This is a genomic window from Serratia sp. GW822-FHT06D09, assembly GCF_058799515.1.
The window spans coordinates 288762-312929 of record NZ_JBXALO010000006.1; the positions used below are offsets into that span (position 1 = coordinate 288762).

Annotated in this window: 23 protein-coding genes; 17 read left to right on the forward strand and 6 right to left on the reverse strand. The window is 54.5% G+C overall.

What is annotated here, in order from left to right:
* Nucleotides 1–7 precede the first annotated feature (7 nt).
* From cysD to AC1RKG_RS16665, 4 genes are all read left to right on the forward strand, one after another.
* On the forward strand, nt 8–916 hold the full coding sequence (gene cysD, locus AC1RKG_RS16650) for a sulfate adenylyltransferase subunit CysD (RefSeq protein WP_020825260.1): 909 nt from the start codon (nt 8–10) through the stop codon (nt 914–916).
* An 11-nt stretch (nt 917–927) separates the two neighbouring features.
* Nucleotides 928–2355, forward strand: a complete 1428-nt coding sequence (cysN, locus tag AC1RKG_RS16655) for a sulfate adenylyltransferase subunit CysN (RefSeq protein ID WP_020825261.1) — start codon at nt 928–930, stop codon at nt 2353–2355.
* A gap of 1 nt (nt 2356) precedes the next feature.
* On the forward strand, nt 2357–2986 hold the full coding sequence (gene cysC, locus AC1RKG_RS16660; protein ID WP_493183499.1) for an adenylyl-sulfate kinase: 630 nt from the start codon (nt 2357–2359) through the stop codon (nt 2984–2986).
* 85 nt (nt 2987–3071) lie between these two features.
* Complete coding sequence (locus AC1RKG_RS16665; protein WP_020825263.1) at nt 3072–3389, forward strand: DUF3561 family protein; 318 nt, start codon at nt 3072–3074, stop codon at nt 3387–3389.
* Nucleotides 3390–3441: 52 nt separating this feature from the next.
* On the opposite strand, the gene AC1RKG_RS16670 is transcribed toward AC1RKG_RS16665, so the two are convergent.
* From AC1RKG_RS16670 to AC1RKG_RS16680, 3 genes are all read right to left on the reverse strand, one after another.
* Nucleotides 3442–4164 (reverse strand): amino acid ABC transporter ATP-binding protein, encoded by a 723-nt coding sequence (locus tag AC1RKG_RS16670; RefSeq protein ID WP_046374489.1) that lies wholly within the window; start codon nt 4162–4164, stop codon nt 3442–3444.
* On the reverse strand, nt 4148–4867 hold the full coding sequence (locus AC1RKG_RS16675) for an amino acid ABC transporter permease (RefSeq protein ID WP_044554269.1): 720 nt from the start codon (nt 4865–4867) through the stop codon (nt 4148–4150). Before AC1RKG_RS16675 ends, AC1RKG_RS16670 begins: the two co-directional genes overlap by 17 nt.
* Nucleotides 4868–4968: 101 nt before the next feature.
* On the reverse strand, nt 4969–5739 hold the full coding sequence (locus AC1RKG_RS16680) for a basic amino acid ABC transporter substrate-binding protein (protein WP_122077257.1): 771 nt from the start codon (nt 5737–5739) through the stop codon (nt 4969–4971).
* A 406-nt stretch (nt 5740–6145) separates the two neighbouring features.
* Between AC1RKG_RS16680 and ftsB the strand changes: the two genes are divergently transcribed.
* The 8 genes from ftsB (at nt 6146) to rpoS (ending at nt 12689) form a co-directional block, all read left to right on the forward strand.
* The gene (ftsB, locus tag AC1RKG_RS16685) at nt 6146–6466 is read left to right on the forward strand and encodes a cell division protein FtsB (protein ID WP_020825266.1); all 321 of its coding nucleotides are present in this window, start codon (nt 6146–6148) and stop codon (nt 6464–6466) included.
* A gap of 3 nt (nt 6467–6469) precedes the next feature.
* Nucleotides 6470–7177, forward strand: coding sequence for a 2-C-methyl-D-erythritol 4-phosphate cytidylyltransferase (gene ispD / locus AC1RKG_RS16690; RefSeq protein WP_334647599.1), 708 nt, complete (start codon nt 6470–6472; stop codon nt 7175–7177).
* A gap of 10 nt (nt 7178–7187) precedes the next feature.
* Nucleotides 7188–7661: a 2-C-methyl-D-erythritol 2,4-cyclodiphosphate synthase gene (ispF, locus tag AC1RKG_RS16695; protein WP_004950274.1), complete on the forward strand. Its 474-nt coding sequence runs from the start codon at nt 7188–7190 to the stop codon at nt 7659–7661.
* A gap of 4 nt (nt 7662–7665) precedes the next feature.
* Nucleotides 7666–8712 (forward strand): tRNA pseudouridine(13) synthase TruD, encoded by a 1047-nt coding sequence (gene truD / locus AC1RKG_RS16700; protein ID WP_493183500.1) that lies wholly within the window; start codon nt 7666–7668, stop codon nt 8710–8712.
* A 224-nt stretch (nt 8713–8936) separates the two neighbouring features.
* The gene (gene surE, locus AC1RKG_RS16705) at nt 8937–9698 is read left to right on the forward strand and encodes a 5'/3'-nucleotidase SurE (RefSeq protein ID WP_046374485.1); all 762 of its coding nucleotides are present in this window, start codon (nt 8937–8939) and stop codon (nt 9696–9698) included.
* Nucleotides 9692–10318 (forward strand): protein-L-isoaspartate(D-aspartate) O-methyltransferase, encoded by a 627-nt coding sequence (locus AC1RKG_RS16710; RefSeq protein WP_128864986.1) that lies wholly within the window; start codon nt 9692–9694, stop codon nt 10316–10318. The genes surE and AC1RKG_RS16710 overlap by 7 nt, the downstream gene beginning before the upstream one ends.
* 325 nt (nt 10319–10643) lie before the next feature.
* Nucleotides 10644–11636 (forward strand): murein hydrolase activator NlpD, encoded by a 993-nt coding sequence (gene nlpD / locus AC1RKG_RS16715; protein WP_162302863.1) that lies wholly within the window; start codon nt 10644–10646, stop codon nt 11634–11636.
* A 54-nt stretch (nt 11637–11690) separates the two neighbouring features.
* Nucleotides 11691–12689: an RNA polymerase sigma factor RpoS gene (gene rpoS, locus AC1RKG_RS16720; RefSeq protein ID WP_044554227.1), complete on the forward strand. Its 999-nt coding sequence runs from the start codon at nt 11691–11693 to the stop codon at nt 12687–12689.
* A 206-nt stretch (nt 12690–12895) separates the two neighbouring features.
* Here the strand turns inward: rpoS and glsA are convergent, their stop codons facing one another.
* Together glsA and mutS are read right to left on the reverse strand one after the other, a co-directional pair.
* Nucleotides 12896–13900, reverse strand: coding sequence for a glutaminase A (glsA, locus tag AC1RKG_RS16725; RefSeq protein ID WP_493183501.1), 1005 nt, complete (start codon nt 13898–13900; stop codon nt 12896–12898).
* Between the two features lie 433 nt (nt 13901–14333).
* Nucleotides 14334–16889 carry a DNA mismatch repair protein MutS gene (mutS, locus tag AC1RKG_RS16730; RefSeq protein WP_020825273.1) on the reverse strand — a complete coding sequence of 852 codons (2556 nt, stop codon included), beginning with the start codon at nt 16887–16889 and terminating at the stop codon, nt 14334–14336.
* Between the two features lie 780 nt (nt 16890–17669).
* Between mutS and AC1RKG_RS16735 the strand changes: the two genes are divergently transcribed.
* From AC1RKG_RS16735 to chbG, 5 genes are all read left to right on the forward strand, one after another.
* Nucleotides 17670–17987 carry a PTS sugar transporter subunit IIB gene (locus AC1RKG_RS16735; RefSeq protein ID WP_020825274.1) on the forward strand — a complete coding sequence of 106 codons (318 nt, stop codon included), beginning with the start codon at nt 17670–17672 and terminating at the stop codon, nt 17985–17987.
* Nucleotides 17988–17998: 11 nt separating this feature from the next.
* Nucleotides 17999–19360: a PTS N,N'-diacetylchitobiose transporter subunit IIC gene (gene chbC / locus AC1RKG_RS16740; RefSeq protein WP_020825275.1), complete on the forward strand. Its 1362-nt coding sequence runs from the start codon at nt 17999–18001 to the stop codon at nt 19358–19360.
* A gap of 48 nt (nt 19361–19408) precedes the next feature.
* Nucleotides 19409–20794: a glycoside hydrolase family 1 protein gene (locus AC1RKG_RS16745; RefSeq protein ID WP_128864983.1), complete on the forward strand. Its 1386-nt coding sequence runs from the start codon at nt 19409–19411 to the stop codon at nt 20792–20794.
* Between the two features lie 14 nt (nt 20795–20808).
* A complete protein-coding gene (chbR, locus tag AC1RKG_RS16750) occupies nt 20809–21657 on the forward strand; it encodes a transcriptional regulator ChbR (RefSeq protein ID WP_046374478.1) in 849 nt (282 codons plus the stop codon).
* 153 nt (nt 21658–21810) lie between these two features.
* Entirely contained in the window at nt 21811–22572 is a 762-nt protein-coding gene (gene chbG / locus AC1RKG_RS16755; protein ID WP_128864982.1) for a chitin disaccharide deacetylase, read from the forward strand.
* Between the two features lie 27 nt (nt 22573–22599).
* Here the strand turns inward: chbG and AC1RKG_RS16760 are convergent, their stop codons facing one another.
* The gene (locus tag AC1RKG_RS16760) at nt 22600–23994 is read right to left on the reverse strand and encodes an MFS transporter (RefSeq protein ID WP_493183502.1); all 1395 of its coding nucleotides are present in this window, start codon (nt 23992–23994) and stop codon (nt 22600–22602) included.
* Between the last annotated feature and the right edge of the window lie 174 nt (nt 23995–24168).

Here is a 24168-nt window from a genome sequence, read left to right on the forward strand (position 1 = left end):
ATCTGTTATGGACGAAAAACGACTCACTCATTTGCGGCAATTGGAGGCGGAGAGTATCCATATCATCCGTGAAGTCGCCGCTGAATTCGGCAACCCGGTGATGCTCTACTCCATCGGTAAAGACTCTTCCGTGATGCTGCATCTGGCGCGTAAAGCCTTTTTCCCGGGTACGCTGCCGTTCCCGTTGCTGCATGTAGATACCGGTTGGAAATTCCGTGAAATGTACGAATTCCGCGATCGCACTGCGAAAGAGTACGGTTTTGAACTGCTGATCCACAAGAACCCGGAAGGCGTGGCGATGGGCATCAACCCGTTCGTTCACGGCAGCGCCAAGCATACCGATATCATGAAAACCGAAGGCCTGAAGCAGGCGCTTAACAAATACGGTTTTGATGCCGCCTTTGGCGGTGCCCGCCGTGACGAAGAGAAGTCACGCGCCAAAGAGCGTATCTATTCATTCCGTGACCGCTTCCACCGTTGGGACCCAAAAAACCAGCGCCCGGAGCTGTGGCACAATTACAACGGCCAAATCAACAAGGGCGAGAGCATTCGCGTGTTCCCGCTGTCGAACTGGACCGAGCTGGATATCTGGCAATACATTTTCCTGGAAAAAATCGACATCGTGCCGCTGTATCTGGCAAAACCGCGTCCGGTGGTAGAGCGCGACGGCATGTTGCTGATGGTGGACGACGACCGTATCGATCTGCAGCCTGGCGAAGTGATCAGCCAGCGCATGGTGCGTTTCCGCACGCTGGGCTGCTGGCCGCTGACCGGTGCGGTGGATTCCGAAGCGGAGACGCTGCCGGAGATCATCGAAGAGATGTTGGTGTCCACCACCAGTGAGCGCCAGGGACGGATGATCGACCGCGATCAGTCCGGCTCGATGGAGCTGAAAAAGCGTCAAGGGTATTTCTAAGGAGCCGCCGGATGAACAATGCAATTGCACAACAAATCGCTGAGCAGGGTGGGGTCGAATCTTACCTGCATGCGCAGCAACACAAAAGCCTGTTACGGTTCCTGACCTGCGGCAGCGTCGATGACGGCAAAAGCACCCTGATCGGTCGCTTGCTGCATGATACCCGTCAGATCTACGAAGATCAGCTGTCTACGCTGCACAGCGACAGCAAACGCATCGGCACCCAGGGCGAGAAACTGGATTTGGCGCTGCTGGTCGATGGCCTGCAGGCCGAGCGCGAGCAGGGCATTACCATCGACGTAGCCTATCGTTATTTCTCGACCGAAAAGCGTAAATTTATTATTGCCGATACGCCGGGGCATGAGCAGTACACCCGCAATATGGCGACCGGGGCCTCGACCTGCGATCTGGCGATCCTGTTGATCGACGCACGCAAAGGGGTTCTGGATCAAACCCGCAGGCACAGTTTTATCGCCACGCTGTTGGGCATTCGCCATCTGGTGGTGGCGGTCAATAAAATGGACCTGGTGGATTACCAAGAGTCGGTGTTCGAACAGTTTAAACAGGACTATCTGACCTTCGCGCAGCAGTTGCCGAACGATCTCGACATCAAGTTTGTGCCTTTGTCGGCGCTGGATGGCGACAACGTGGCCAGTGAAAGCGCCCAGATGCCTTGGTACAGCGGCCCGACGCTGCTGCAGGTGCTGGAGAGCGTGGATGTGATCAGCGAACGCGAGACGCAACCGCTGCGTTTCCCGGTGCAGTATGTCAACCGTCCTAACCTGGATTTCCGGGGCTATGCGGGCACGCTGTCCGCCGGTGTAGTGCGCGTAGGGCAACGCGTGAAGGTATTGCCTTCCGGCGTGGAATCTACCGTAGCGCGTATTGTGACCTTTGATGGCGATCTGCAGGAAGCGGTGCCGGGCGAGGCGATCACGCTGGTGCTGGCAGATGAAGTGGATATTAGCCGCGGCGATCTGCTGGTCGATGCCGGGGAAACCCTGAAAGCGGCGCAAAGCGCGCTGGTGGACGTGGTGTGGATGGCTGAAAAACCGTTGTTGCCGGGCCAAAGCTATGACATCAAAGTGGCCGGCAAAAAGACCCGTGCGCGGGTAGAAGGCATACGCCACCAGGTGGAAATCAACTCGCTGGCGCAGCATCAGGCGGACACTTTACCGCTCAACGGCATCGGTCTGGTCGAACTGACCTTCGATGAACCGCTGGTGCTGGACAGCTATCAACGCAACCACGATACCGGTGGGCTGATCTTTATCGATCGCCTGAGCAACGTCACCGTGGGGGCTGGTTTGATCCGCGAAACCTTGCAGGACGCTCAGGCATCAGCCGGCGACTTCAGCGCATTTGAACTGGAACTGAATGCTCTGGTGCGTAAACACTTCCCACATTGGGGCGCGCGCGACCTGATTGGGGGAAAATAACGTGACCGACGCTCAACTGCGGCCGACCGGGCCGGATGATGACAACGTGGTCTGGCATCCGCATGCGGTAACGCGTTCGGATCGCGAAGTCCGCAACGGCCACAAAGGCGTGGTGCTGTGGTTTACCGGGCTGTCCGGCTCGGGCAAATCTACCGTTGCCGGCGCGCTGGAACAGGCACTGCACGCCTATGGTGTCAGCACTTATCTGCTGGATGGCGACAACGTGCGTCACGGCCTGTGCCGCGACCTGGGTTTTTCCGACGACGACCGGCGCGAGAATATTCGTCGCGTGGGCGAAGTGGCGAAACTGATGGTGGACGCCGGCCTGGTGGTGTTGACCGCCTTCATTTCCCCACATCGCGCCGAACGGCAGATGGTGCGAGAACTGCTGGATGAAGATCGTTTTATCGAGGTGTTTGTCGACACGCCGTTGGCGGTTTGTGAAGTGCGCGATCCGAAAGGATTGTACAAAAAAGCCCGTGCCGGCGAGCTGCGTAATTTCACCGGTATCGACTCGGTTTACGAGGCGCCGCAACGGCCGGATATTCACCTTGATGGCCAACAATTGGTAACAAATTTGATTGCGCAATTGTTAGACGTGCTGCGTGGTCGGGCTATTATCAAACCCTGAATTCAGAAAAGCGTGTGGCGTTTTTGCGCCATACGCTTTTTACGCTAAGCCCGCCGGAGAGCGCGCCGAATAACCAGGGATCGCTATGCAAAATGTCTCGCCTATCTTGATTGACGCAAACCAGGAGAAAGAGGAGCCCTCTTACTCGTTCCTGGGCGGTGTCTGCGGCTTTGTTTTCTACTGGCTGGCCTTCGCAGTGCCGTTTTTGGTTTACGGCTCCAACACCCTTTTCTTCCTGCTCTACACCTGGCCGTTCTTCCTGGCGCTGATGCCGGTTTCGGTGCTGATTGGCATCACGCTCAGCATGCTGCTGCGTGGTCGGTTGATTTTTACGCTGTTGCTGACCGGGACCATCGTTCTGTGCCTGTTCTGGCTGGTGTTCAGCTTTTTGACCGGTTGGTGAGGGGAAGGGCGCAGTCGCCTGCGCCCGAAGCATTGCAAAGCCGTGCCGAAGGTTACAAAACTTTGCTCAGAAAAGCCTGAGTGCGCGGATTGGCCGGCTGGCTGAAAATCTGCTGTGGCGAACCTTCTTCCTGAATGATCCCCTGATCGATAAACAGCACCCGATCGGCCACTTCACGGGCAAAGCCCATCTCATGCGTCACCACCACCATCGTCATGCCTTCGTGCGCCAATGACTTCATCACCGCCAGCACTTCGCCGACCAGCTCGGGATCCAGTGCGGAGGTCGGTTCGTCGAACAGCATGATTTTTGGCTCCATCGCCAGCGCGCGAGCGATGGCGACCCGCTGTTGCTGACCGCCGGACAGGCTGTTGGGATAAGCGTCGATTTTGTCCAGCAGGCCCACCTTTTGCAGCAGCGCCTCTGCCCGCAGTATGGCCTCTGCGCGCGACAGCTTTTTCACGCCCATCGGCGCCATGATGATGTTTTCCAGCACCGTCATGTGCGGGAACAGGTTAAAGCGTTGAAACACCATGCCGACGCTCTCACGCATTTTATTGAGATCGGTTTTCTGGCTGTGTATGGCAAAACCATTCACCAGGATCTCACCGCCGGACAGCGTTTCCAGCGCATTGATACAGCGCAGGAAGGTACTTTTACCGGAGCCGGACGGGCCGATGACGCAGACCACTTCGTTGGCTGCGATTTCGCAGGAAATACCACGCAGCACGTGGCTTTCGCCGAATTGTTTTTGCAGGTTATGTACGCGAATCACTTTTCCCGAACCTCTTTTCCATGTGTTGCACCATCAGCGAAAGCAGGAAGGTGAGGACCCAATAGACCAGCGAAATGGTCAGGTAGGGCTCCCAATAGGTGGCATAGGCGCCGGAAACCGTGCGGGCGGCATAGGCCAGATCGGCAAGACCGATGGCGGAGGCCAGCGAAGAGTCTTTGACGATGGCAATGGCATTGTTGCCCAGCGGCGGCAGCATGCGGCGAAACGCCTGCGGCAGGATCACTTTGCGCATGGTTTTGCCGTAGCTCATGCCCAGCGAACGCGAAGCTTCCATCTGACCGCGATCGATAGACTGAATGCCGGCGCGGAAAATTTCCGAGACGTAAGCACCCGCGTTCAGCGTAATCGCCACCACGCAGGAGAGAAATGCGCCGTAATCGGAGCGCAACGCGCGGGCGAAATCGGTGCTCATCAGGCCGCTGGTGACCAGCAGACCGTCACGTGGGTTGATAAACAGCGGTACCAGCGCGAAATGTACCACCATAATCTGGACAAACAGCGGCGTACCGCGGAAGGCGCTGATGTAGATGCGCACCGGCCACTGAACGCCATAATGCAGTATCGGTTTCCAGATGCCGTGTGGTGCCTGCGCCAGACGACCGAGCCCGAGGAGCAGCCCCCAGGTGGTGCCCAGTATCACGCAGATAATGGTGCATTTGATGGTCATCCAGGCGCCTTCCATAAACAGCGGGGCGTACTCCTGGATTATCTCCCAACGGAAATTCAAGGTCGGATCCTTCTTAAAAAAGTCTTCAGACTGCTGTGTTGACGAACGACGATCGATTATTCGGCGGGCAGCGTGGGGACGTTGCTGTCAAACCAGGTCTGGTAGATTTTGGCGTAGGTACCGTCGGCGATGATTTTCTTCAGGCCGGCGTTGATTTTGCCGCGCAGTTCGTCATTGCCTTTGGCCACGGCGATACCGAAATACTGACGTTCGAATTTGGCATCGGACACCAGTTTGAACTCTTTTTCCGGATGGGTTTTGATATAGAACTTGGCCACGCCGACGTCGCCCACGGCCGCGCCTATACCGTCTTCATACAGCTCTTGCAGCATTAACGGGGTATTGTCGAAACGTTTGATGGCGGTGTTGTTTTTGCCTAATACGTCGGACACCACGATGTCGCCGGTGCTGGAGTTGACTACGCCGACCTTCAGCGCTTTCAAGGCGGCAATGGAGTCTACGCCAGAGTCTTTGGGGACCACGATAGCCTGCTCTGCCGGGAAGTAAGGTGCAGAGAAATCAACCATTTGTTTGCGTTTATCGGTAATGGTGATGCCGGAAATAATGATGTCACGATCGCCGGAGTTCAGCGTGGCGAAAATACCTTCCCACGGCGTATTCACCAGTTTGACCTGAAAGCTCTCGGCCTTGGCTACCGCCTTGATGATATCGATATCAAAGCCTTCCAGCTGTTTACTGCTGTTTTCGAATTCGAACGGACGGTAGGTGCCGCCAGAGCCGACGACGTAGGTAGGTTCAGCCGCCAGGACGGAGGCCGACAGGGTGGCAGCCAGACAGGCACCAATCACAACTAAAGATTTAAACATCGCTATCCCCGGTAATTAAAAATGATTCATTGGATTTATTTATGCACTATGAGTGCATAAAAATAATCTTTAATGAATAAAAACACAACTCCTACCTGATGATGAAATTTTTAATGGTGTTAAATATGCAGTTTGTGCTTGTCGCTGGCGAATGCTTTGGTGAAATCAGCGGGTAGCCAGTTTTTCTTGCTGCATAACCGGAAAAAACGCTGAAGGAGAAAAATGCAGAGGCGTTGGTTGGTTTTTCTGCGGTGAAAGTGGTTTTTTTTGCCGCTTTCGAAGTGAATTTAGGTTATAAACTCAGGAAATTATCATCCTACTCTTAATTTGGCGGCGAAATGCCGTTCTCTGTGTGGAGTCCAACGAAAAGTTGTGGGATGATTGGTCGGTTTTTCAGGGGGCGGAGATGGGAAAACTTACGCTGCTATTGCTGGCATTGCTCGGTTGGTTACAGTATTCACTGTGGCTGGGCAAAAATGGTATTCACGATTACGTGCGGGTCAATGAGGATGTTGCGCTCCAACAGGGCAGCAATGCTAAATTGAAAGCGCGTAACGATCAGCTGTTCGCCGAGATCGACGATTTGAACGGCGGTCAGGAAGCGATCGAAGAGCGTGCGCGCAATGAGCTGAGCATGATTAAGCCCGGTGAGACTTTCTATCGTCTGGTTCCTGACCAATCCAGACGCAACGCGGCGTCCGCCTCGCAAAATAACCTACAAAAGTAACGCATGAATCACTCCGCAGGAACCTTTCCATCGGTGATCGCCGTCCTGCCCGCTGCCGGTATTGGCAGCCGCATGCAGGTTGATTGCCCAAAGCAATATTTAACCATCGGCCACCAAACCATTCTCGAACACGCGATCCAAGCGCTGCTGCGCCATCCGCGTATTTCGCAGGTGATTGTGGCGATAGGCCCCGACGATCAGCAGTTCCACCAGTTGCCGATAGCGCAGGATCCCCGCGTGCAGGCTACCATTGGCGGGCAGCAACGCGCCGACTCGGTAATGGCAGGCTTGCAGCTGGCTGGCGAGGCAAAATGGGTGCTGGTGCACGACGCGGCGCGCCCCTGTCTGCATGCCGACGATCTCGACCGCCTGTTGGCGATTACCGAACATAGCGACGTGGGGGGGATTTTGGCGGCGCCGGTGCGTGACACCATGAAGCGCGCAGAGCCTGGCCACGGGGCCATTTCTCATACGGTAGAACGTCAGGACCTGTGGCATGCGTTAACGCCGCAGCTGTTCCCACTGGCGTTGCTCAAGCAGTGCCTGCAGCGCGCGCTGGATGACGGGGCGACGGTGACCGACGAGGCGTCGGCCCTGGAGCACTGCGGCTATCATCCGCTGCTGGTCAATGGGCGTTCGGACAATATTAAGGTCACGCGGCCGGAAGATTTGGCGCTGGCGGCATTCTATTTAACTCAGTTAGACAATTAAGGAGCGCATCATGCGTATCGGCCACGGTTTTGACGTACATAAATTTGGCGGCGAAGGCCCGTTGGTGATCGGTGGCGTTCGTATTCCTTATGAAAAAGGTTTGCTGGCCCACTCCGATGGCGACGTAGCACTGCACGCCGCGACTGATGCCCTGCTGGGCGCGGCGGCGCTGGGGGATATCGGCAAGCTGTTCCCGGATACTGACCCGGCCTTCAAAGGTGCCGATAGCCGCGAGTTGCTGCGCGAAGCCTGGAAACGCATCCGCGCCAAGGGCTATCGTCTGGGCAACCTGGACATCACTATTATTGCCCAGGCCCCTAAGATGGCACCGCATATCCCGCAGATGCGCATTTTCCTGGCGGAAGACCTGCAATGCCATATGGACGACGTTAACGTTAAGGCTACCACCACCGAACAACTCGGTTTCACCGGGCGTGGCGAGGGTATTGCCTGCGAAGCGGTTGCCTTGTTGATCAAGGAATAAGCGCATGGATATGGCTAACCTGACCTGGCTGCATGGCCAGCCGCAAAGCACCGGCGTGCTGAAGGCCAACCCGGAAGATTTCGTGGTGGTGGAAGACCTGGGCTTTGAGCCGGATGGTGAAGGCGAACACGTGCTGGTGAACATCCGCAAAAACGGTTGTAACACCCAGTTCGTCGCCGATTACCTTGCGCGCTTTGCCGGTATTCATGCCCGCTCCGTCAGCTACGCGGGCTTAAAAGATCGCCATGCGGTAACCGAACAGTGGTTCTGTTTGCATCTGCCAGGGAAAGAGACGCCGGACTTTACCCAGTTCTCACTGGAAGGCTGTGAAGTGCTGGCCAGCGCCCGCCACCTGCGCAAAATGCGGATTGGCACCTTGAAAGGCAATGCCTTTACTCTGGTGCTGCGTCATATCTCCGATCGTCAGGATGTAGAACAACGCCTGCAGGCGATTGAGGCCGGCGGTGTACCGAATTACTTCGGCAGTCAGCGCTTTGGGCGCGGCGGTAACAACCTGGTGATGGCGCGCCGTTGGGCGAATGACGAGATCCGGGTGAAAGAACGCAGCAAGCGTAGCTTTTATCTTTCTGCCAGCCGCAGCGCGCTGTTTAACCTGATCGCCAGCCGGCGATTGGCCAACCAGCAGCAACATACCGTGCAGGAAGGGGATGCCCTTCAGCTTAGCGGTCGGGGCAGTTGGTTTGTTGCCAAACCGGAAGAGCTGGAAGCGTTGCAGCAACGCCTGGAAGCCGGTGAGCTGATGATCACCGCTCCTTTACCCGGTGATGGTGAACCGGGCACCGCCGGGGAAGTGTTGAGCTTTGAACAGCAGTGTCTGCTGGAACAGCCGGAGCTGATGTCGCTTTTAAAGCGCGAACGCGTAGATCCGGCCCGCCGAGCCTTGCTGTTACAGCCGAAAGATATGCAGTGGGACTGGTGGGACGATGCCACCGTCGAACTTCGTTTCTGGCTGCCGGCCGGCAGTTTCGCCACCAGCGTGGTGCGTGAAATTATGCGGCAGGACAGTAGCGATGCGGATATTAGCGAGTAATAATCAAGAAACCTGCGCAAGCAGGTTTTTTTTCGCCAGAAGAATGACTCGTGGCAGTTCCGCCTTGAGTTCCCTGCCTTTTCCCATGGTCACTGGACATGGCGGGGGCAGTAAACATAATATCTGCTGATTAAGCGCCTCCTTTTGGGCGGTCATACCGAGTAGTTAAATCCCAGGCTGCGTTGAGCGGTGCCTGGTGAGAGATAAAAAGAAGACAACCTCTTATGCGGATATTGCTGAGTAATGACGACGGTGTTACCGCCCCAGGCATTCAGGTGCTGGCGGCAGCGCTGCGAGAGTTTGCTGAGGTGCAGGTTGTGGCACCCGATCGTAACCGCAGCGGTTCTTCCAATGCGCTGACGTTGGAATCCCCATTGCGCACCCTGACGATGCCCAATGGGGATATCGCCGTACAGCAAGGAACACCGACCGATTGCGTATATCTGGGAGTGAATGCCCTGATGCAACCTGCGCCGGATATCGTGGTTTCCGGTATCAATGCCGGCCCCAATCTGGGCGATGATGTGATCTACTCCGGCACCGTGGCTGCCGCCATGGAAGGGCGCCATTTGGGCTTGCCTGCGCTGGCCGTGTCGTTGAACGGTCATCAGCATTATGCAACCGCGGCGGCGATCACCTGCCGGGTGCTGCGTGCCCTGTTGCGTGAACCGTTACGCACCGGAAAAATTCTGAATATCAACGTGCCGGACTTGCCGTTGGATGAGATAAAAGGCATTCGCGTGACCCGCTGCGGCAGTCGCCATCCGGCCGACAAAGTGTTCTGCCAACAGGATCCTCGTGGGCAAAACCTTTACTGGATTGGGCCTCCGGGTGATAAGTTTGATGTCGGGCCGGACACGGATTTCGCTGCGGTAGAACAGGGTTATGTCGCGATTACACCCTTGCAGGTGGATTTGACCGCTTATGCGGCCCAGGATGTAGTAAAAACGTGGTTAACCAAAGCAGGGGTTGGCGGGGAATGGTGAACAAGCGTATGCAAACATTGCTGACGCAACTGCGTCAACAAGGGATCCAGGACGAACGATTACTGCGGGCCATTGAGGCAGTGCCGCGTGAACGCTTTGTTGATGAAGCGCTTGAGCACAAGGCTTATGAGAATACCGCGCTGCCGATCGGCTCGGGTCAAACGATCTCCCAGCCCTATATGGTGGCACGGATGACCGAACTGCTGAACCTGACGCCCACTTCCCGAGTTCTTGAAATTGGCACGGGTTCCGGCTATCAGACCGCCATCCTGGCGCATCTGGTGCAGCACGTGTGCTCGGTTGAGCGTATCAAGGGATTGCAATGGCAGGCGAAGCGCCGCCTGAAGCAACTCGATCTCCATAATGTGTCTACTCGTCACGGTGACGGTTGGCAGGGGTGGGCTTCGCGGGGGCCGTTCGATGCCATTATTGTCACCGCCGCACCGCCGGAAATCCCCCCGGCGCTGATGGAACAGTTGGACGATGGTGGCATTTTGGTGCTGCCGGTCGGTGAGCAGGCCCAAACCCTCAAACGTATTCAGCGTCAGGGGAACGAATTTGTTATCGATACCGTCGAAGCGGTACGCTTTGTTCCTCTGGTGAAGGGCGAACTGGCCTAGCGATTGTCTGAATTTTCGGCAGGAAATGAAATCTGTTGCACTTTCATTCACTCCGGTTAAGGTTTTAGCGTTTCAATAAAACTAATTTTCAATACAATTGCCTTTCTGCGCAGTTGTCTTATGGTGCAGCAGCGCTAATGTGGTTAGCATTGGCGCGCTGTTTTGAGGCTCCGGTATGAGGTTTTCTGACGTTCAGAAATCGGCCGCGGGCACCTTTCATTGTAGGAACGTAGAGAATGTTAAAAGCTCAGCTACGATGTAAAGGGTATTTTGGATATATCGCTGATATTGCTGTCATGGGGGAAGCATGAGCACGGGAAGCCCAATGATTACATTACGCCGGGTTGCGGTGTGTACGATGGTAAGTTTGTGGTTGGCGGGTTGTACAAACACTGCGTCGACATCGGCCCCTATCAGTAGCGTGGACGGCGGTGGTGCCGGAGCCGCTGCATCCAGCAATGCTGGGGCGCAGGTGGGCTCTGAGGGGCACATTGTTTACAACCGCAGTTATACTTCGATCCCCAAAGGGAGCTACAGCGGTAATACCTATACGGTTAAGCGCGGAGACACGCTGTTTTACATCGCCTGGATCACCGGAAATGATTACCGTGACCTGGCTCAGCGTAACAATATTCCTGAACCCTACAGCCTGAATGTGGGTCAAAACATTCAGCTTGGTAATGGTTCGGCTAGCGGAAATGGCGGTATGCTGGCGGCGACAGACGCAACCAGCGGCGGTGTACCTAAGCCGCCATCGACCTCCCAGATACAAACTGCAACGGTTGATTCTCAATCAACTAACGCGTATTCTGATAATTCGGGTAAACAGAATGTAGGTAAGATGTTACCTGCAGCAGGCGCAGTGGCGGCAACTACCGCAACAGCCCCTGTTACCGCACCGGTTGTTGCTCCTCCAGTGAGCAGCACCGTCAGCAACAGCGCTCCGGTAAGTACCTGGAGATGGCCGACTGACGGGAAGATTATTGATAACTTTTCCTCATCAGAAGGTGGGAATAAAGGTGTCGATATCGCCGGGTCTCGTGGGCAGCCTATCTTCGCTACCGCCGATGGTCGTGTAGTGTACGCAGGCAACGCTTTACGGGGTTACGGTAATCTAATCATCATCAAACACAATGATGATTACCTGAGCGCCTACGCTCACAACGACACAATGCTGGTCCGGGAACAACAAGAAGTGAAGGCGGGTCAAAAAATAGCCACCATGGGTAGCACCGGAACCAGTTCAGTACGTTTGCATTTTGAAATTCGTTACAAGGGGAAATCCGTAAACCCGCTGCGTTATCTTCCGCAGCGATAGATTGGGCAGAATACGCTGTTATTCTGCTCGCGGTATCACGGGTAGGAGCAGCATATGAGCCAAAATACGCTGAAAGTTAACGAGTTACATGATGATGCGGATTTCGACGAGAACGCAACGGAAGCGGAATCATTCGACGAAAAAGCACTGGTAGAAGAAGAGGCCAGTGAGAATGATCTAGCGGAAGAAGAGTTGTTGTCACAAGGCGTGACCCAACGCGTATTGGATGCGACGCAGCTCTATCTGGGCGAAATCGGTTATTCTCCGCTGCTTACCGCAGAGGAAGAGGTTTATTTTGCGCGGCGTGCACTGCGCGGTGACGTGCCGTCCCGCCGCCGAATGATTGAAAGCAACCTGCGGCTGGTGGTGAAAATCGCCCGCCGTTACAGCAACCGCGGCCTGGCGCTGCTGGATCTGATTGAAGAGGGCAACCTCGGACTGATCCGCGCAGTGGAAAAGTTTGACCCAGAACGCGGTTTCCGTTTCTCGACCTACGCTACCTGGTGGATCAGGCAGACGATTGAACGGGCGATCATGAACCAAACCCGTACCATTCGCTTGCCTATCCACATAGTTAAAGAACTGAATGTCTATTTGCGCACCGCGCGCGAGCTTTCTCACAAACTGGATCATGAACCGAGCGCTGAAGAGATTGCAGAGCAACTCGACAAGCCGGTGGATGACGTCAGCCGCATGCTGCGCCTGAACGAACGTATCACTTCTGTGGATACGCCGTTGGGTGGGGATTCGGAGAAAGCGTTGCTGGACATTCTGGCAGACGAGAAAGACAACGGACCGGAAGACACCACGCAAGACGATGACATGAAACAGAGCATCGTGAAATGGCTGTTCGAACTGAACGCCAAACAGCGTGAGGTGCTGGCGCGTCGCTTTGGCCTGTTGGGCTACGAAGCGGCGACGCTCGAAGATGTGGGCCGCGAAATTGGCCTGACTCGCGAGCGAGTACGTCAGATCCAGGTTGAAGGTTTGCGCCGCCTGCGTGAAATACTGCAGATGCAGGGCCTGAGTATCGAGGCACTGTTCCGCGAGTAACGTCGGCAGTTGAACCGCATCAAAATAAAAACGGTGAGCATAATGCTCGCCGTTTTTTTTCTAACGAATACCCCTGATGCGGATAAAGGCCGTGTTTAGACAAAACCTTCACCGACTTGGTGGGTGAGGGTCAATGTGAACTTTTTTCTGTCAGCCTATAGAACATTCTTAGAAGTCGCCGATGCGCAGGCACGACGGGAATGAGATCAGTGAGAGTCGTAAAGGTTAGCTTTGGTTGCGTGCGCGACGTAACTGATTGCTTCCTGTGCACGGACACTATTGCCGGCTTTATCCAAGGGGGGTGAGTAGACTGCAATGGCGTATTGGCCTGGGACCACTGCGACCATACCGCCGCCAACACCGCTTTTGGCTGGGACACCCACGTTGTATAGCCATTGGCCTGAGCCGTCATAGAGACCTGCAATCGCCATTTCTGTCAGCACGTTAGGGACGTATTGTTGCTGCAGTAACTGCTTGCCGGTGTAGGGAGATTTCCCTGCGTTAGCCAATACGGCCCCCATCTTGGCCAGTTGCTCAGTGGTGGCACTGACCGAACACTGTTTGGTATAGATATCGAGCGCTTCGTCTGCGTTGCTGTACATGCGGCCATAAGACATCATCAAGCGACTCAGCGCCTGGTTATGCTGGTTAGTCACGGATTCGGAATGATAAACCTCCAGATTAATGCTCAATTTAGCATCGGCGTAGGCGTTCATATTATCGATAATCTGCTGCCAGCGATCGTTGGCATTTTTCGCATTGATAAAGCTGACGGTGCTAATGGCGCCGGCATTAACCAATGGGTTCTGCGGACGCTCTGGACGCAGTTCGATGGCAAGGCCGGAATTAAAGGGTAATCCGGTTGAGTTGGCGCCCAGTTCATTCAGTACTTTGTCTGCGCCATGTTGATTTAATGCGATAGATAAAGAGAATATTTTGGTTAATGATTCCAGTGGAAATGTTTTTTGTGTATCCCCGGCTGTGTAGAGTTTTCCATCTATAGTGGCAATCGCGATAGCGTAATTCTTATCACTGTAAGCCGCCAATGCAGGAATATAATCGGCCACCTTACCACGATTATCATTTTTAAATTTCTGATAAGCCGATTGCACAAGGGCAGCATAATCGGGAGAGTCCGCAGCTAAGGCACCGGTGCTTGTCAGGGAAATGAACGGAATGGAAAAAAGTATAGCAAAAAGCTTAGGTTTCATAAAATGACTCCTACAGGATGGATAGGTGTTTGTATTAAATGAAGTTACTGACGTGAGTATTACAATGGGTATTGTGAATGTGAGAATGCTTTATTGATTTAAATACATGCAGCTATAGCGGTACTGTTTTAAAAGAATTTTAATAACAGCGTGGTGGTGCAGAGCACCGTAGGAAAGGTTGTGCTGTCTCCAATGCAGTAGCAGTGGGCGATCCCACATTATCAACTGACTGGATATATTGAGACCTAATTATTCGCTTCGACTTGCATCACGTCCAATTGATTATTTTAATTAATACACATTGGCTAATAGTCATGGCGAATCAAAAAGAGGATATGAAACATTGTTACTTTCATTGTGTAACAATAACGATAAACCTTATTAAATAAAAACGGTGAGCGTGATGCTCACCGTTTGCCGTTTATGCGTCGAGTTAGACCATATTCTTCAGGCGGTAAATCCATTCCAGCGCCTGGCGCGGAGACAGTGAATCCGGATCCAGGGCCTCAAGCGCTTCAACCGCCGGAGAGGTTTCCTCGTTCAGCAGCGTCATTTGGGTGGCGTCAACGGTACCGCTGGCGGTGTGGTTGGAGATGGCTTCCAGTTCACGCAATTTCTGGCGCGCGCGTTTGATCACTTCACGTGGCACCCCGGCCAGTGCGGCAACCGCCAGCCCGTAACTTTTGCTGGCGGCACCGTCCTGCACGCTGTGCATAAAGGCAATGGTGTCACCGTGCTCAAGCGCATCCAAATGCACGTTAACCACGCCTTCCATTTTTTCCGGCAGGGTGGTCAGCTCAAAGTAATGGGTGGCGAACAAGGTCATGGCCTTGATGCGGCTGGCCAGATTTTCGGCGCAGGCCCAGGCCAGGGATAAACCGTCATAGGTCGAGGTGCCGCGGCCAATCTCGTCCATCAGCACCAGGCTGTGTTCGGTGGCGTTATGCAGGATATTGGCGGTTTCTGTCATCTCCACCATAAAGGTGGAGCGGCCGGAGGCCAGATCGTCCGCTGCACCTACGCGGGTAAATATGCGATCGACCGGGCCAATGACCGCCTTGCTTGCCGGCACGTAGCTGCCGATATGGGCCATCAGTACGATCAGCGCCGTTTGGCGCATATAGGTGCTTTTACCGCCCATGTTAGGGCCGGTGATGATCAACATTCGGCGTTGGGGCGACAGTGACAGCGGGTTGGAAATAAAGGGTTCGCTCAACACCTGCTCCACCACCGGGTGGCGACCCTCGGTGATGCGCACGCCAGGCTGCTCGCTCATGGTCGGGCAGGCGTAGTTCAGCGTTTCGGCGCGTTCAGCCAGGTTGGCCAGCACGTCCAGTTCCGCCAATGCCGCCGCGCTTTGTTGCAATTCACCCAGATGCGGCAACAGCAAATCGAACAGCTCTTCGTACAGACCTTTCTCGATGGCCAGCGCTTTCCCTTTAGAGGTCAGCACCTTGTCTTCGTACTCTTTCAATTCGGGAATGATGTAGCGTTCGGCGTTTTTCAGCGTCTGACGGCGTACGTAATGGATCGGTACCAGGTGGCTTTGCCCGCGACTGACCTGAATGTAATAGCCATGAACACCATTGAAACCGACCTTCAGCGTATCCAGCCCCAGTTTTTCGCGCTCGCGGATCTCGAGACGGTCGAGATAGTCGCTGGCACCATCGGCCAAGGCCCGCCATTCGTCCAGCTCACTGTTGTAGCCGGGAGCGATAACGCCACCGTCGCGAACCAGCACCGGCGGGGCTTCCACCACGGCGCGTTCCAGCAAGTCCTGCAGTTCATCAAACTGACCCACCTGGGACAGCAGGTGCTGCACATGCGGAGTATTTACGCCTTTTAACAGCGCATGGATATCCGGTAACTGCTGGAAGGCATGACGCATGCGTGCCAGATCGCGCGGACGTGCGCTGCGCAACGCCAGACGGGCGAGGATACGTTCCAGATCGCCGACCTGACGCAAAGAAGGTTGCAGTTCAGCATACAGATCCTGCAGTGCACCGATGGCTTGCTGACGATCATTCAGTACCTTGATGTCACGAGTAGGCATATGCAGCCAGCGCTTAAGCATGCGGCTGCCCATGGCCGTAACGCTGTGATCGAGGATCGCCGCCAGGGTGTTTTCAGTGCCGCCGGACAGGCTCTGGGTCAGCTCGAGGTTACGCCGGGTAGCGGCGTCCATGATGATACCGTCCTGTTGACGCTCCATGGTGATGCCACGGATATGCGGCAATGAGGTGCGCTGGGTATCTTTTACGTACTGCAGCAGGCAGCCAGCGGCACGCAGTGCCTGATGGGCCTGTTCAACGCCGAAGCCGGTAAGATCGCGAGTGCCGAACTGCAGGTTAAGCTGCTGACGGGCGGTCTCCGGTTCGAATTCCCACAGCGGGCGACGACGCAGACCATGGCGCTGTTCAATCAGCGACATCTGTTCAAAGGTTTCGGGATAAAGCAGTTCGGCGGGGTTGGTGCGTTGCAGCTCGGCCGCCATGGTCTCAATATCTGCTGGTTCGGCAACGCGGAAACGGCCGGAGCTGATATCCAGCGTCGCGTAACCAAAGCCACGTGCGTCTTGCCAGATGGCGGCCAGCAGGTTGTCCTGACGCTCCTGTAGCAAGGCTTCGTCGGTGATGGTGCCAGGCGTGACAATACGCACCACTTTGCGCTCAACCGGGCCTTTACTGGTGGCCGGATCGCCGATTTGTTCGCACAGGGCAACGGATTCGCCAAGCTGCACCAGTTTGGCTAAATAGTTTTCCACCGCATGATGGGGAACGCCGGCCATGGGAATAGGCTCCCCTGCTGAGGCACCGCGTTTGGTCAGCGAGATATCCAGCAGTTGGGACGCGCGTTTGGCATCATCATAGAACAGCTCGTAAAAGTCGCCCATGCGGTAGAACAGCAGGATCTCGGGATGCTGAGCCTTGAGGCGCAGGTACTGCTGCATCATCGGCGTGTGTGAATCGAGCTTGTCGGTGCTATTCATAAGATTACTGTTTCCAATCCATTGAATTTGAAATGAGTTTTGACGTTGTTTTTCATCATTAGGTATCACGCCGTGTTACAAAAATCACGCCTGCAGGCGGTCGCAGGGCGAGGTAAAGCCATTGATCAAACCAGTCCCAAACGGAACGGAGGGCGCTGCGGCTACCGACGATGGGGATCAATAAGCTTTTATACCGACGCTATACTAGCCCAGCGGGCAATCCGCTGTCACAGGTAAAAATGGGGAGCTTTACGCAAACTGGGGTTGTAATGAACGAAAGGCGTTACAATCCCCGTTCTGGCTCTAAAAACCAAGCGTATCTGCTCAGAAATCACCCCATTCCCATCCGTTTTTCCTTCGGTCTCGACGCCTTCCCTTGATGACCAGTTCTAATCAAGGGCGAACTATTCTGTGCTCACTTATCCCCCGTTGCACGATCCCGCGAGAAGAATAATCCATAAATACCCTGCATGTTTATAACGTATTGTTTATAATTGGTATTTGTTTATTTTAGATGAATTAATTCGGTAATTTAAGGTTATTTGTGAGCCCGGTCACACTAATTTTTTATGCAAAATGTGAAGAGGGTCAATCTGGAAGGTCAAGGAGAGACGGTTCTTTACGCCGATGGCTTACCGGTCCGCTCCGATGCCTCCGTATACTGTTCGCAACCAGGGCAGAGCAACGGAAATTTTCATAAGGAATGTGCGCGAGGCAATCGCTATTGCATCTGGCAAACAAATGACACGGGGCTTTTTTGATTATCTTGAGGGATTGGGTATGGAAAAGAAAAAAATCTATCTGTTTTGTTCTGCCGGTATGTCGACTTCTCTGCTGGTCTCAAAAATGAAGGCGCAGGCCGAGAAGTACGAAGTGCCAGTGATCATTGCCGCTTATCCCGAAGCGCTGGCAGCGGAAAAGGGCGCAGAGGCAGATTTGATCCTGCTGGGGCCACAGATTGCCTATACGTTAGCCGAAGTACAAAAACAGCTGCCCAATAAGCCCGTCGAAGTGATCGATTCCGCTTTATACGGCAAGCTTGATGGCCTTGGGGTGTTGAAGGCCGCGGTCGCCACCATAAAAAAAGCTAACCAATAAAGGGGTCTGCCGTGAATACGTTAATTGCCTCGTTGGAAAAGGTCATACTGCCCTTTGCCGTGAAAATTGGTAAACAGCCCCATGTTAATGCCATCAAAAACGGGTTCATTCGATTAATGCCGCTGACGTTGACCGGGGCGATGTTCGTTCTGATCAACAACGTATTCCTCAGTTTCGGCGAAGGCTCGTTCTTCTTTTCATTGGGGGTACGGCTGGATGCGTCCACCATTGAAACGCTAAACAGCCTGAAGACCATCGGTGGCAGCGTTTATAACGGCACCCTGGGGATTATGTCCCTGATGACGCCCTTCTTTATCAGCATGGCTTTAGCGGAGGAGCGTAAGGTTGACCCGCTGGCGGCCGCGCTACTGGCGGTTGCCGCCTTTATGACGGTAACGCCGTTCAGCGTCGGTGAGGCTTATGCCGTCGGTGCTAACTGGCTTGGCGGCGCCAACATCATTTCCGGCATGGTGATCGGCCTGGTGGTGGCGGAGATGTTTACCTTTGTGGTGCGCCGCAACTGGGTCATCAGCCTGCCCGACAGCGTACCTTCTTCCGTGTCTCGCTCGTTCTCCGCACTGATCCCCGGGTTCCTGATCCTGTCGATCATGGGCGTGATTGCCTATTGTCTGACGCTGTGGGGAACCAACTTCCACCAAATCATCATGGACAGCATCTCGGCTCCGCTGGCGAAAATGGGCAGCGTGGTCGGCTGGGTGTATGTGATGTTCTCCTCGCTGCTGTGGTTCTTCGGGGTGCATGGCTCGATGGCGCTGGCCGCGCTGGACAGCGGCATCATGACGCCATTCGCGTTGGAAAACGTAGAGCTTTACAACAAGTATGGTTCGGTCGAAGCCGCCGTTGCCGCCGGCAAAGAGTTCCATATGTGGGCGAAACCTTTCGTCGACTCTTATATCTATCTGGGCGGGACCGGGTCTACGCTGGGGCTGATTATCGCCATCTTTATCGCCTCGCGCCGTGAAGACTATCGCCAGGTCGCCAAGCTGGCTACCCCGTCGGGCATCTTCCAGATTAACGAACCTATCCTGTTCGGCCTGCCGGTGATCATGAACCCGGTGATGTTTATCCCGTTCATTCTGGTTCAACCGGTATTGACGATCATCACCACGGTGGCCTATTACACCGGAATGATCCCGCCTATCACCAACATTGCGCCCTGGACCATGCCGGTAGGCCTGGGGGCGTTCTTCAACACCAACGGCAGTATCGTCGCCATGTTGCTGAGCTTCTTCAACCTGGGCGTGGCGACCTTGATTTACCTGCCGTTTGTGATGATATCCAACAAGGCGCAGAGCCAGATCGATCAGGCTACCGAAAGCGAAGAAGACATCGCCAAGGCGCTGAAATTCTAACTGTCAGTCTGGGGCAGCCTTTGCTGCCCCGGTTTTAGGGGCGTTTGGATGAAATATCAATTTGCTGACGATTTCTGGTGGGGAAGTGCGACCTCTGCGCCGCAGTCGGAAGGGGCCTCTGCACGGGATGGCAAAAGTCAGAACATCTTCGATTACTGGTATGACATTGCGCCAGAACGCTTTCATCATCAGGTCGGTCCGTCCGAGGCATCCACCTTTTATGACCGTTTCCAGCAAGACATCCTGCTGTTAAAAAAGCTTGGGCATAATACCTTCAGAACCTCTATTTCCTGGTCACGGCTGATCCCGGACGGGGAGGGCGAGCTGAACCCGAAAGCCGTCGCTTTCTATAACGCGCTTATCGATGGCCTGCTGGCTGAGGGCATTACGCCATTTATCAACCTTTACCATTTCGACATGCCGATGTGCATGCAGCGAAAAGGCGGCTGGGAAAGCCGGGCGGTGGTGGAAGCCTATGCCCGCTATGCCAAAACCTGTTTCAGCCTGTTCGGCGATCGGGTCACTCATTGGTTTACTTTTAACGAGCCGATTGTGCCGGTCGAAGCGGGCTATCTGAACGACCTGCACTATCCTTGCGTGGTTGATTTTAAAAGGGCAGTCGCGGTGGCTTACCACAGCGTGCTGGCCCATGCCAAAGCGGTGAAGGAGTTCAGGGCGTTGGGCCACCAAGGCGCGATAGGCATTATTTTGAACCTGAGCCCGACCTATCCGCGTTCGAACAGCCAGGAAGATGGCGTGGCCGCCCATCATGCGGATCTGTTGCTGAACAAAAGCTTCCTTGATCCTGTGACCAAAGGGCGTTATCCGCAAGATTTGGTTGATTTACTGCGCGCCAATGATTTGTTGCCACAAACGGCACCGGAGGACGCACAGCTGATTGCCGACGGCGTGGTGGATATTCTGGGCGTCAATTACTATCAACCGCGCAGGGTTAAAGCGAAAGAAGGCTACCGGGCCGACGCACCCGTGACGATGCCGGAAGATCTGTTCAGCTATTACGACATGCCTGGCCGCAAGATCAATCCGCATCGGGGCTGGGAAATCTATGAAAAAGGGCTGTATGACATCCTGATGGATCTGAAGGAAAACTACGGCAACATTCCCTGCTATATTTCAGAAAACGGCATGGGCGTAGAGGGTGAAGAGGCATTTATCGGCCCTAGTGGACGGGTGGAGGATGATTATCGAATCGACTTTATCCGCGATCATCTGAAATGGCTGCATCAGGCGCTGTCGGAGGGTTCCAACTGCAAAGGCTATCATTTGTGGACCTTTATCGACTGCTGGTCCTGGCTTAATGCCTACAAGAATCGCTACGGGTTAGTTCGGCTGGAGCGGGAGAGCCAACAGCGCACGTTGAAGAAGAGTGGCTATTGGTTTGCCGAGACGGCCCGGCAGAACGGCTTTGATTAACGGGAGCGCATGCGATGTCTGAGAACCTGGTTTCGCTGAATGCGAACGACGTTAAGCTGATTCGGGAGCAGGATTTCTTTAACTGCAAAGATTTTCATTTGTTCATTTATAACAAGGTGGAAAGCGCCACTGGGCTGCATCAGCATGACTACTATGAGTTCACCATCGTCCTGAGCGGCAAATGTTATCAGGAGATCAACGGCAAGCGCGTGCTGCTGGAACGGGGCGATTTTGTCTTCATCCCCATTGGTTCGCGCCATCAGAGCTTTTATGAGTTCGGCGCTGCGAAAATCTTCAACGTGGCGGTTGGCAAGGTGTTCTTCGAAGAGAACTATTTGCAGCAGTTGCCACGCTGTTTTGTCGCCTCCCAGGCCTATAGCCTGAAGAATGAATTCCTGGCTTATATCGAGTCGGTGGTGGGTTCCCCCCAGTTTCGCGAGGATGATTTTGCCGAATTCCTGGAAACGCTGACCTTTTATATCATCAGCCGCATTCGTCACTATAAGGAAGAGAGCGGCGAGGGGGACGATATCCCGCAGTGGCTGAAAAACACCCTGGCCGGCATGCATGATAAAGCCATGTTTGGTGAAAAGGCGCTGCTCAATATGGTGGAGTTGTCGGGAAAAACGCAGGAGTACCTGACCCGGGCGATGCGACGCTATTACCATAAAACGCCAATGCAGGTGATCAATGAAATCCGCATCAACTTTGCCAAAACACAGCTTGAAGTCACCAACTATTCGGTTTCGGATATTGCCTTCGACTCTGGCTATGGCGACGTGAGCCTGTTTATTAAAAACTTTAAGAGACTCACCGAAGTGACGCCGGGTAATTACCGAAAAAAGTTCTACGGCCCTGTTTAGGGCCGCTCCCGATAAGCATTAACGCCGATATTCCGAATGCCTTTCAGGCCGCCAATAGCCTGATGAAATAAATTTCTTTGCTTAAGCGAAGGGGAATTGCCGTACCTGACGGACGGTATTCCCTTGCCAAAAATTTGTTAAATGGATGCCAAAATGGAAAAGTTACTGATAGTGAATGCCGACGATTTTGGTCTGAGCAAGGGACAGAACTATGGGGTGATTGAGGCGTTTCACTATGGGGTGGTCACTTCAACCACGGCAATGGTGAATAGCCCGGACGTACAGCATGCCGCCAGCCTCAGCCGGCTTTATCCTGGGCTGAAGATCGGCCTGCATTTTGTGCTGACTCACGGGCATCCATTGACGGCCATGCCTTCGCTGGTTAACGAACGCGGAGAGCTGGGCAAGTGGTTATGGGAAAGGGCAGAGTCTGGGCTGCTGAGCATGGACGAAATCCACGATGAGTTGGTGAGCCAATACGACAGGTTCATGGCGGTGTTTGGCAAAGCGCCGACGCATATCGACAGCCATCATCACGTGCATATGCTGCCGCAGATTTACCCGCTGGTCGAGGCATTTGCTCAGTCCCGTGCCATCCCGCTGCGTATTGGGCGTCAGGAGGTTGAACGGCAAGATATCCCATTGCGTTATGACCGCAGTACCGAGTGGTTTGATGCGGGTTTCTATGGCGAATCGATATCCGAAACGCTGTTTTTACAGGTGCTCGATCGTGCCGATCAACGTGGTGCCAAGTCGGTGGAGATGATGTGCCACCCGGCGTTCCTGGATAACACTATTTTGGCGAGTAAATATTGCTACCCGCGGCTTGCCGAAGTGGACGTTCTGACTTCGCCAGGCATGAAAAACGCCATCGCGGAACGCGGTTACCGTCTGGGATCTTTCCTCGATCTGTAGCAGCCCATCGTATACAGCGATGGCCGCTTAAAGCATGGAGTGGGCCTTTTTCAATCCGGTATCTTCATCAGGATCGGCTCCCTGCGGAACAGGGGGCTCCGCTTCTTCCTGGCCCGACGCATCGCTGGCCTGCGGCTCTATCGGATCGGGAGCCGCCTCCGGTGGCGGCATGGTGTCGTGGATAATCTGTTCATCAAAGGTTGGGTTCAGCGCCGGAGAGAGCGGCGAACTGGTCAGGCTGTCCGGCAGGGGAATGTGCGGTAATGGCGCATCTTGAACAAACTGCGATTCGTCTTGTTTTACCGTCCGGCTGAAGGCCACCAGCAGCACACCACACAGTGCAAAGAAGGCATACAGCGTATTCCCACCCAGCGGCTCTATCAGCGCGCCGACCGCCAGGGGGCCGACACTGGCGCCCACGCCGAAGGCCATCAGCAAACAGGCGGCTAACGAGACGCGCCGCTCCGGCTCTATCAAATCGTTTGCCAGGGCAACCACCAAGGGATAGAGCGTGAACTGCAGCATGCTGACGATAAAGCCCACCACCAATAGCACTGGGAAATCAATGTGCGGTACCAATGCCAACGGCAGCGCGGCTACGATCAATAAAATGGCGTTGATGCGCATCAACAGCGTACGGTTATAGCGATCCGACAGCCAGCTAAGCGGGAATTGCGCCACCAGCCCGGCGAAGATCGATATCGCCATAAACAAGCCGGTCTGCTGGGTGGTTAGCGCCTGCATGCTGGCATAGACCGGGGCCAGCCCGTAGAAAGATCCCACTACCATGCCGATGACCAGCGTGGTCGCCAGCACCTTGGGGATGGCGCCGATAAAATAGCGTAGCTCCATCGGTGCCGGTGACATATGGCGTGCATTGGTGCGGGTAGTCAGGGCGATAGGCACCAGGCAGAGCGCAAAGCACAGGGCGATCACCAGCAAAGTGGTAATACCGAGGTTGGCCTGCAGCATCAGCACCACCTGGCCTAACGACATGCCCAAATAGGTAGCCGCCATATAGAAGCCGAACACCATCCCGCGCTGATTGGATTCCGACTGATCGTTAAGCCAGCTTTCCAGCACCATGAACTGACACATCATGCACAGGCCGATAATCAGCCGCAGCACCACCCACACGGGGATGTATTCCGTCAGGCCATGTCCCAGCACCGCCGCGGTAATAATGCCGGCGCAGGAAACGTAAGCGCGGATATGGCCGACACGAGCAATCAGAAAATGGCCGACCTTGCCACCGATCACCAAACCGATGTAGTTGGCGGCAATAATCGCGCCGATCAACGCGCCGGTCACGTGAATAGACGTTAAACGCAGGGAGATGTAGGTGGTGAGTAACCCTGAACCCAGCAGCATCAGCAGGGTGGTGGTATACAACGGAAAGAAGACGCCTAACGTTTTTTTCACTCTATCATCCTAATCTTTTATCCTGGTTTGCCATGGGCTGGCCATGCCGGCGGCAAAAACAACCCTGTGAGATCCCTCGTGAGAAAACGCCGCTCATTAACCCGAACGTTACATTCGATACTAGCAGTTTGGGTTAAGGCTTAACACCGCATCGCCTGCGAAGCGTCGCGCATT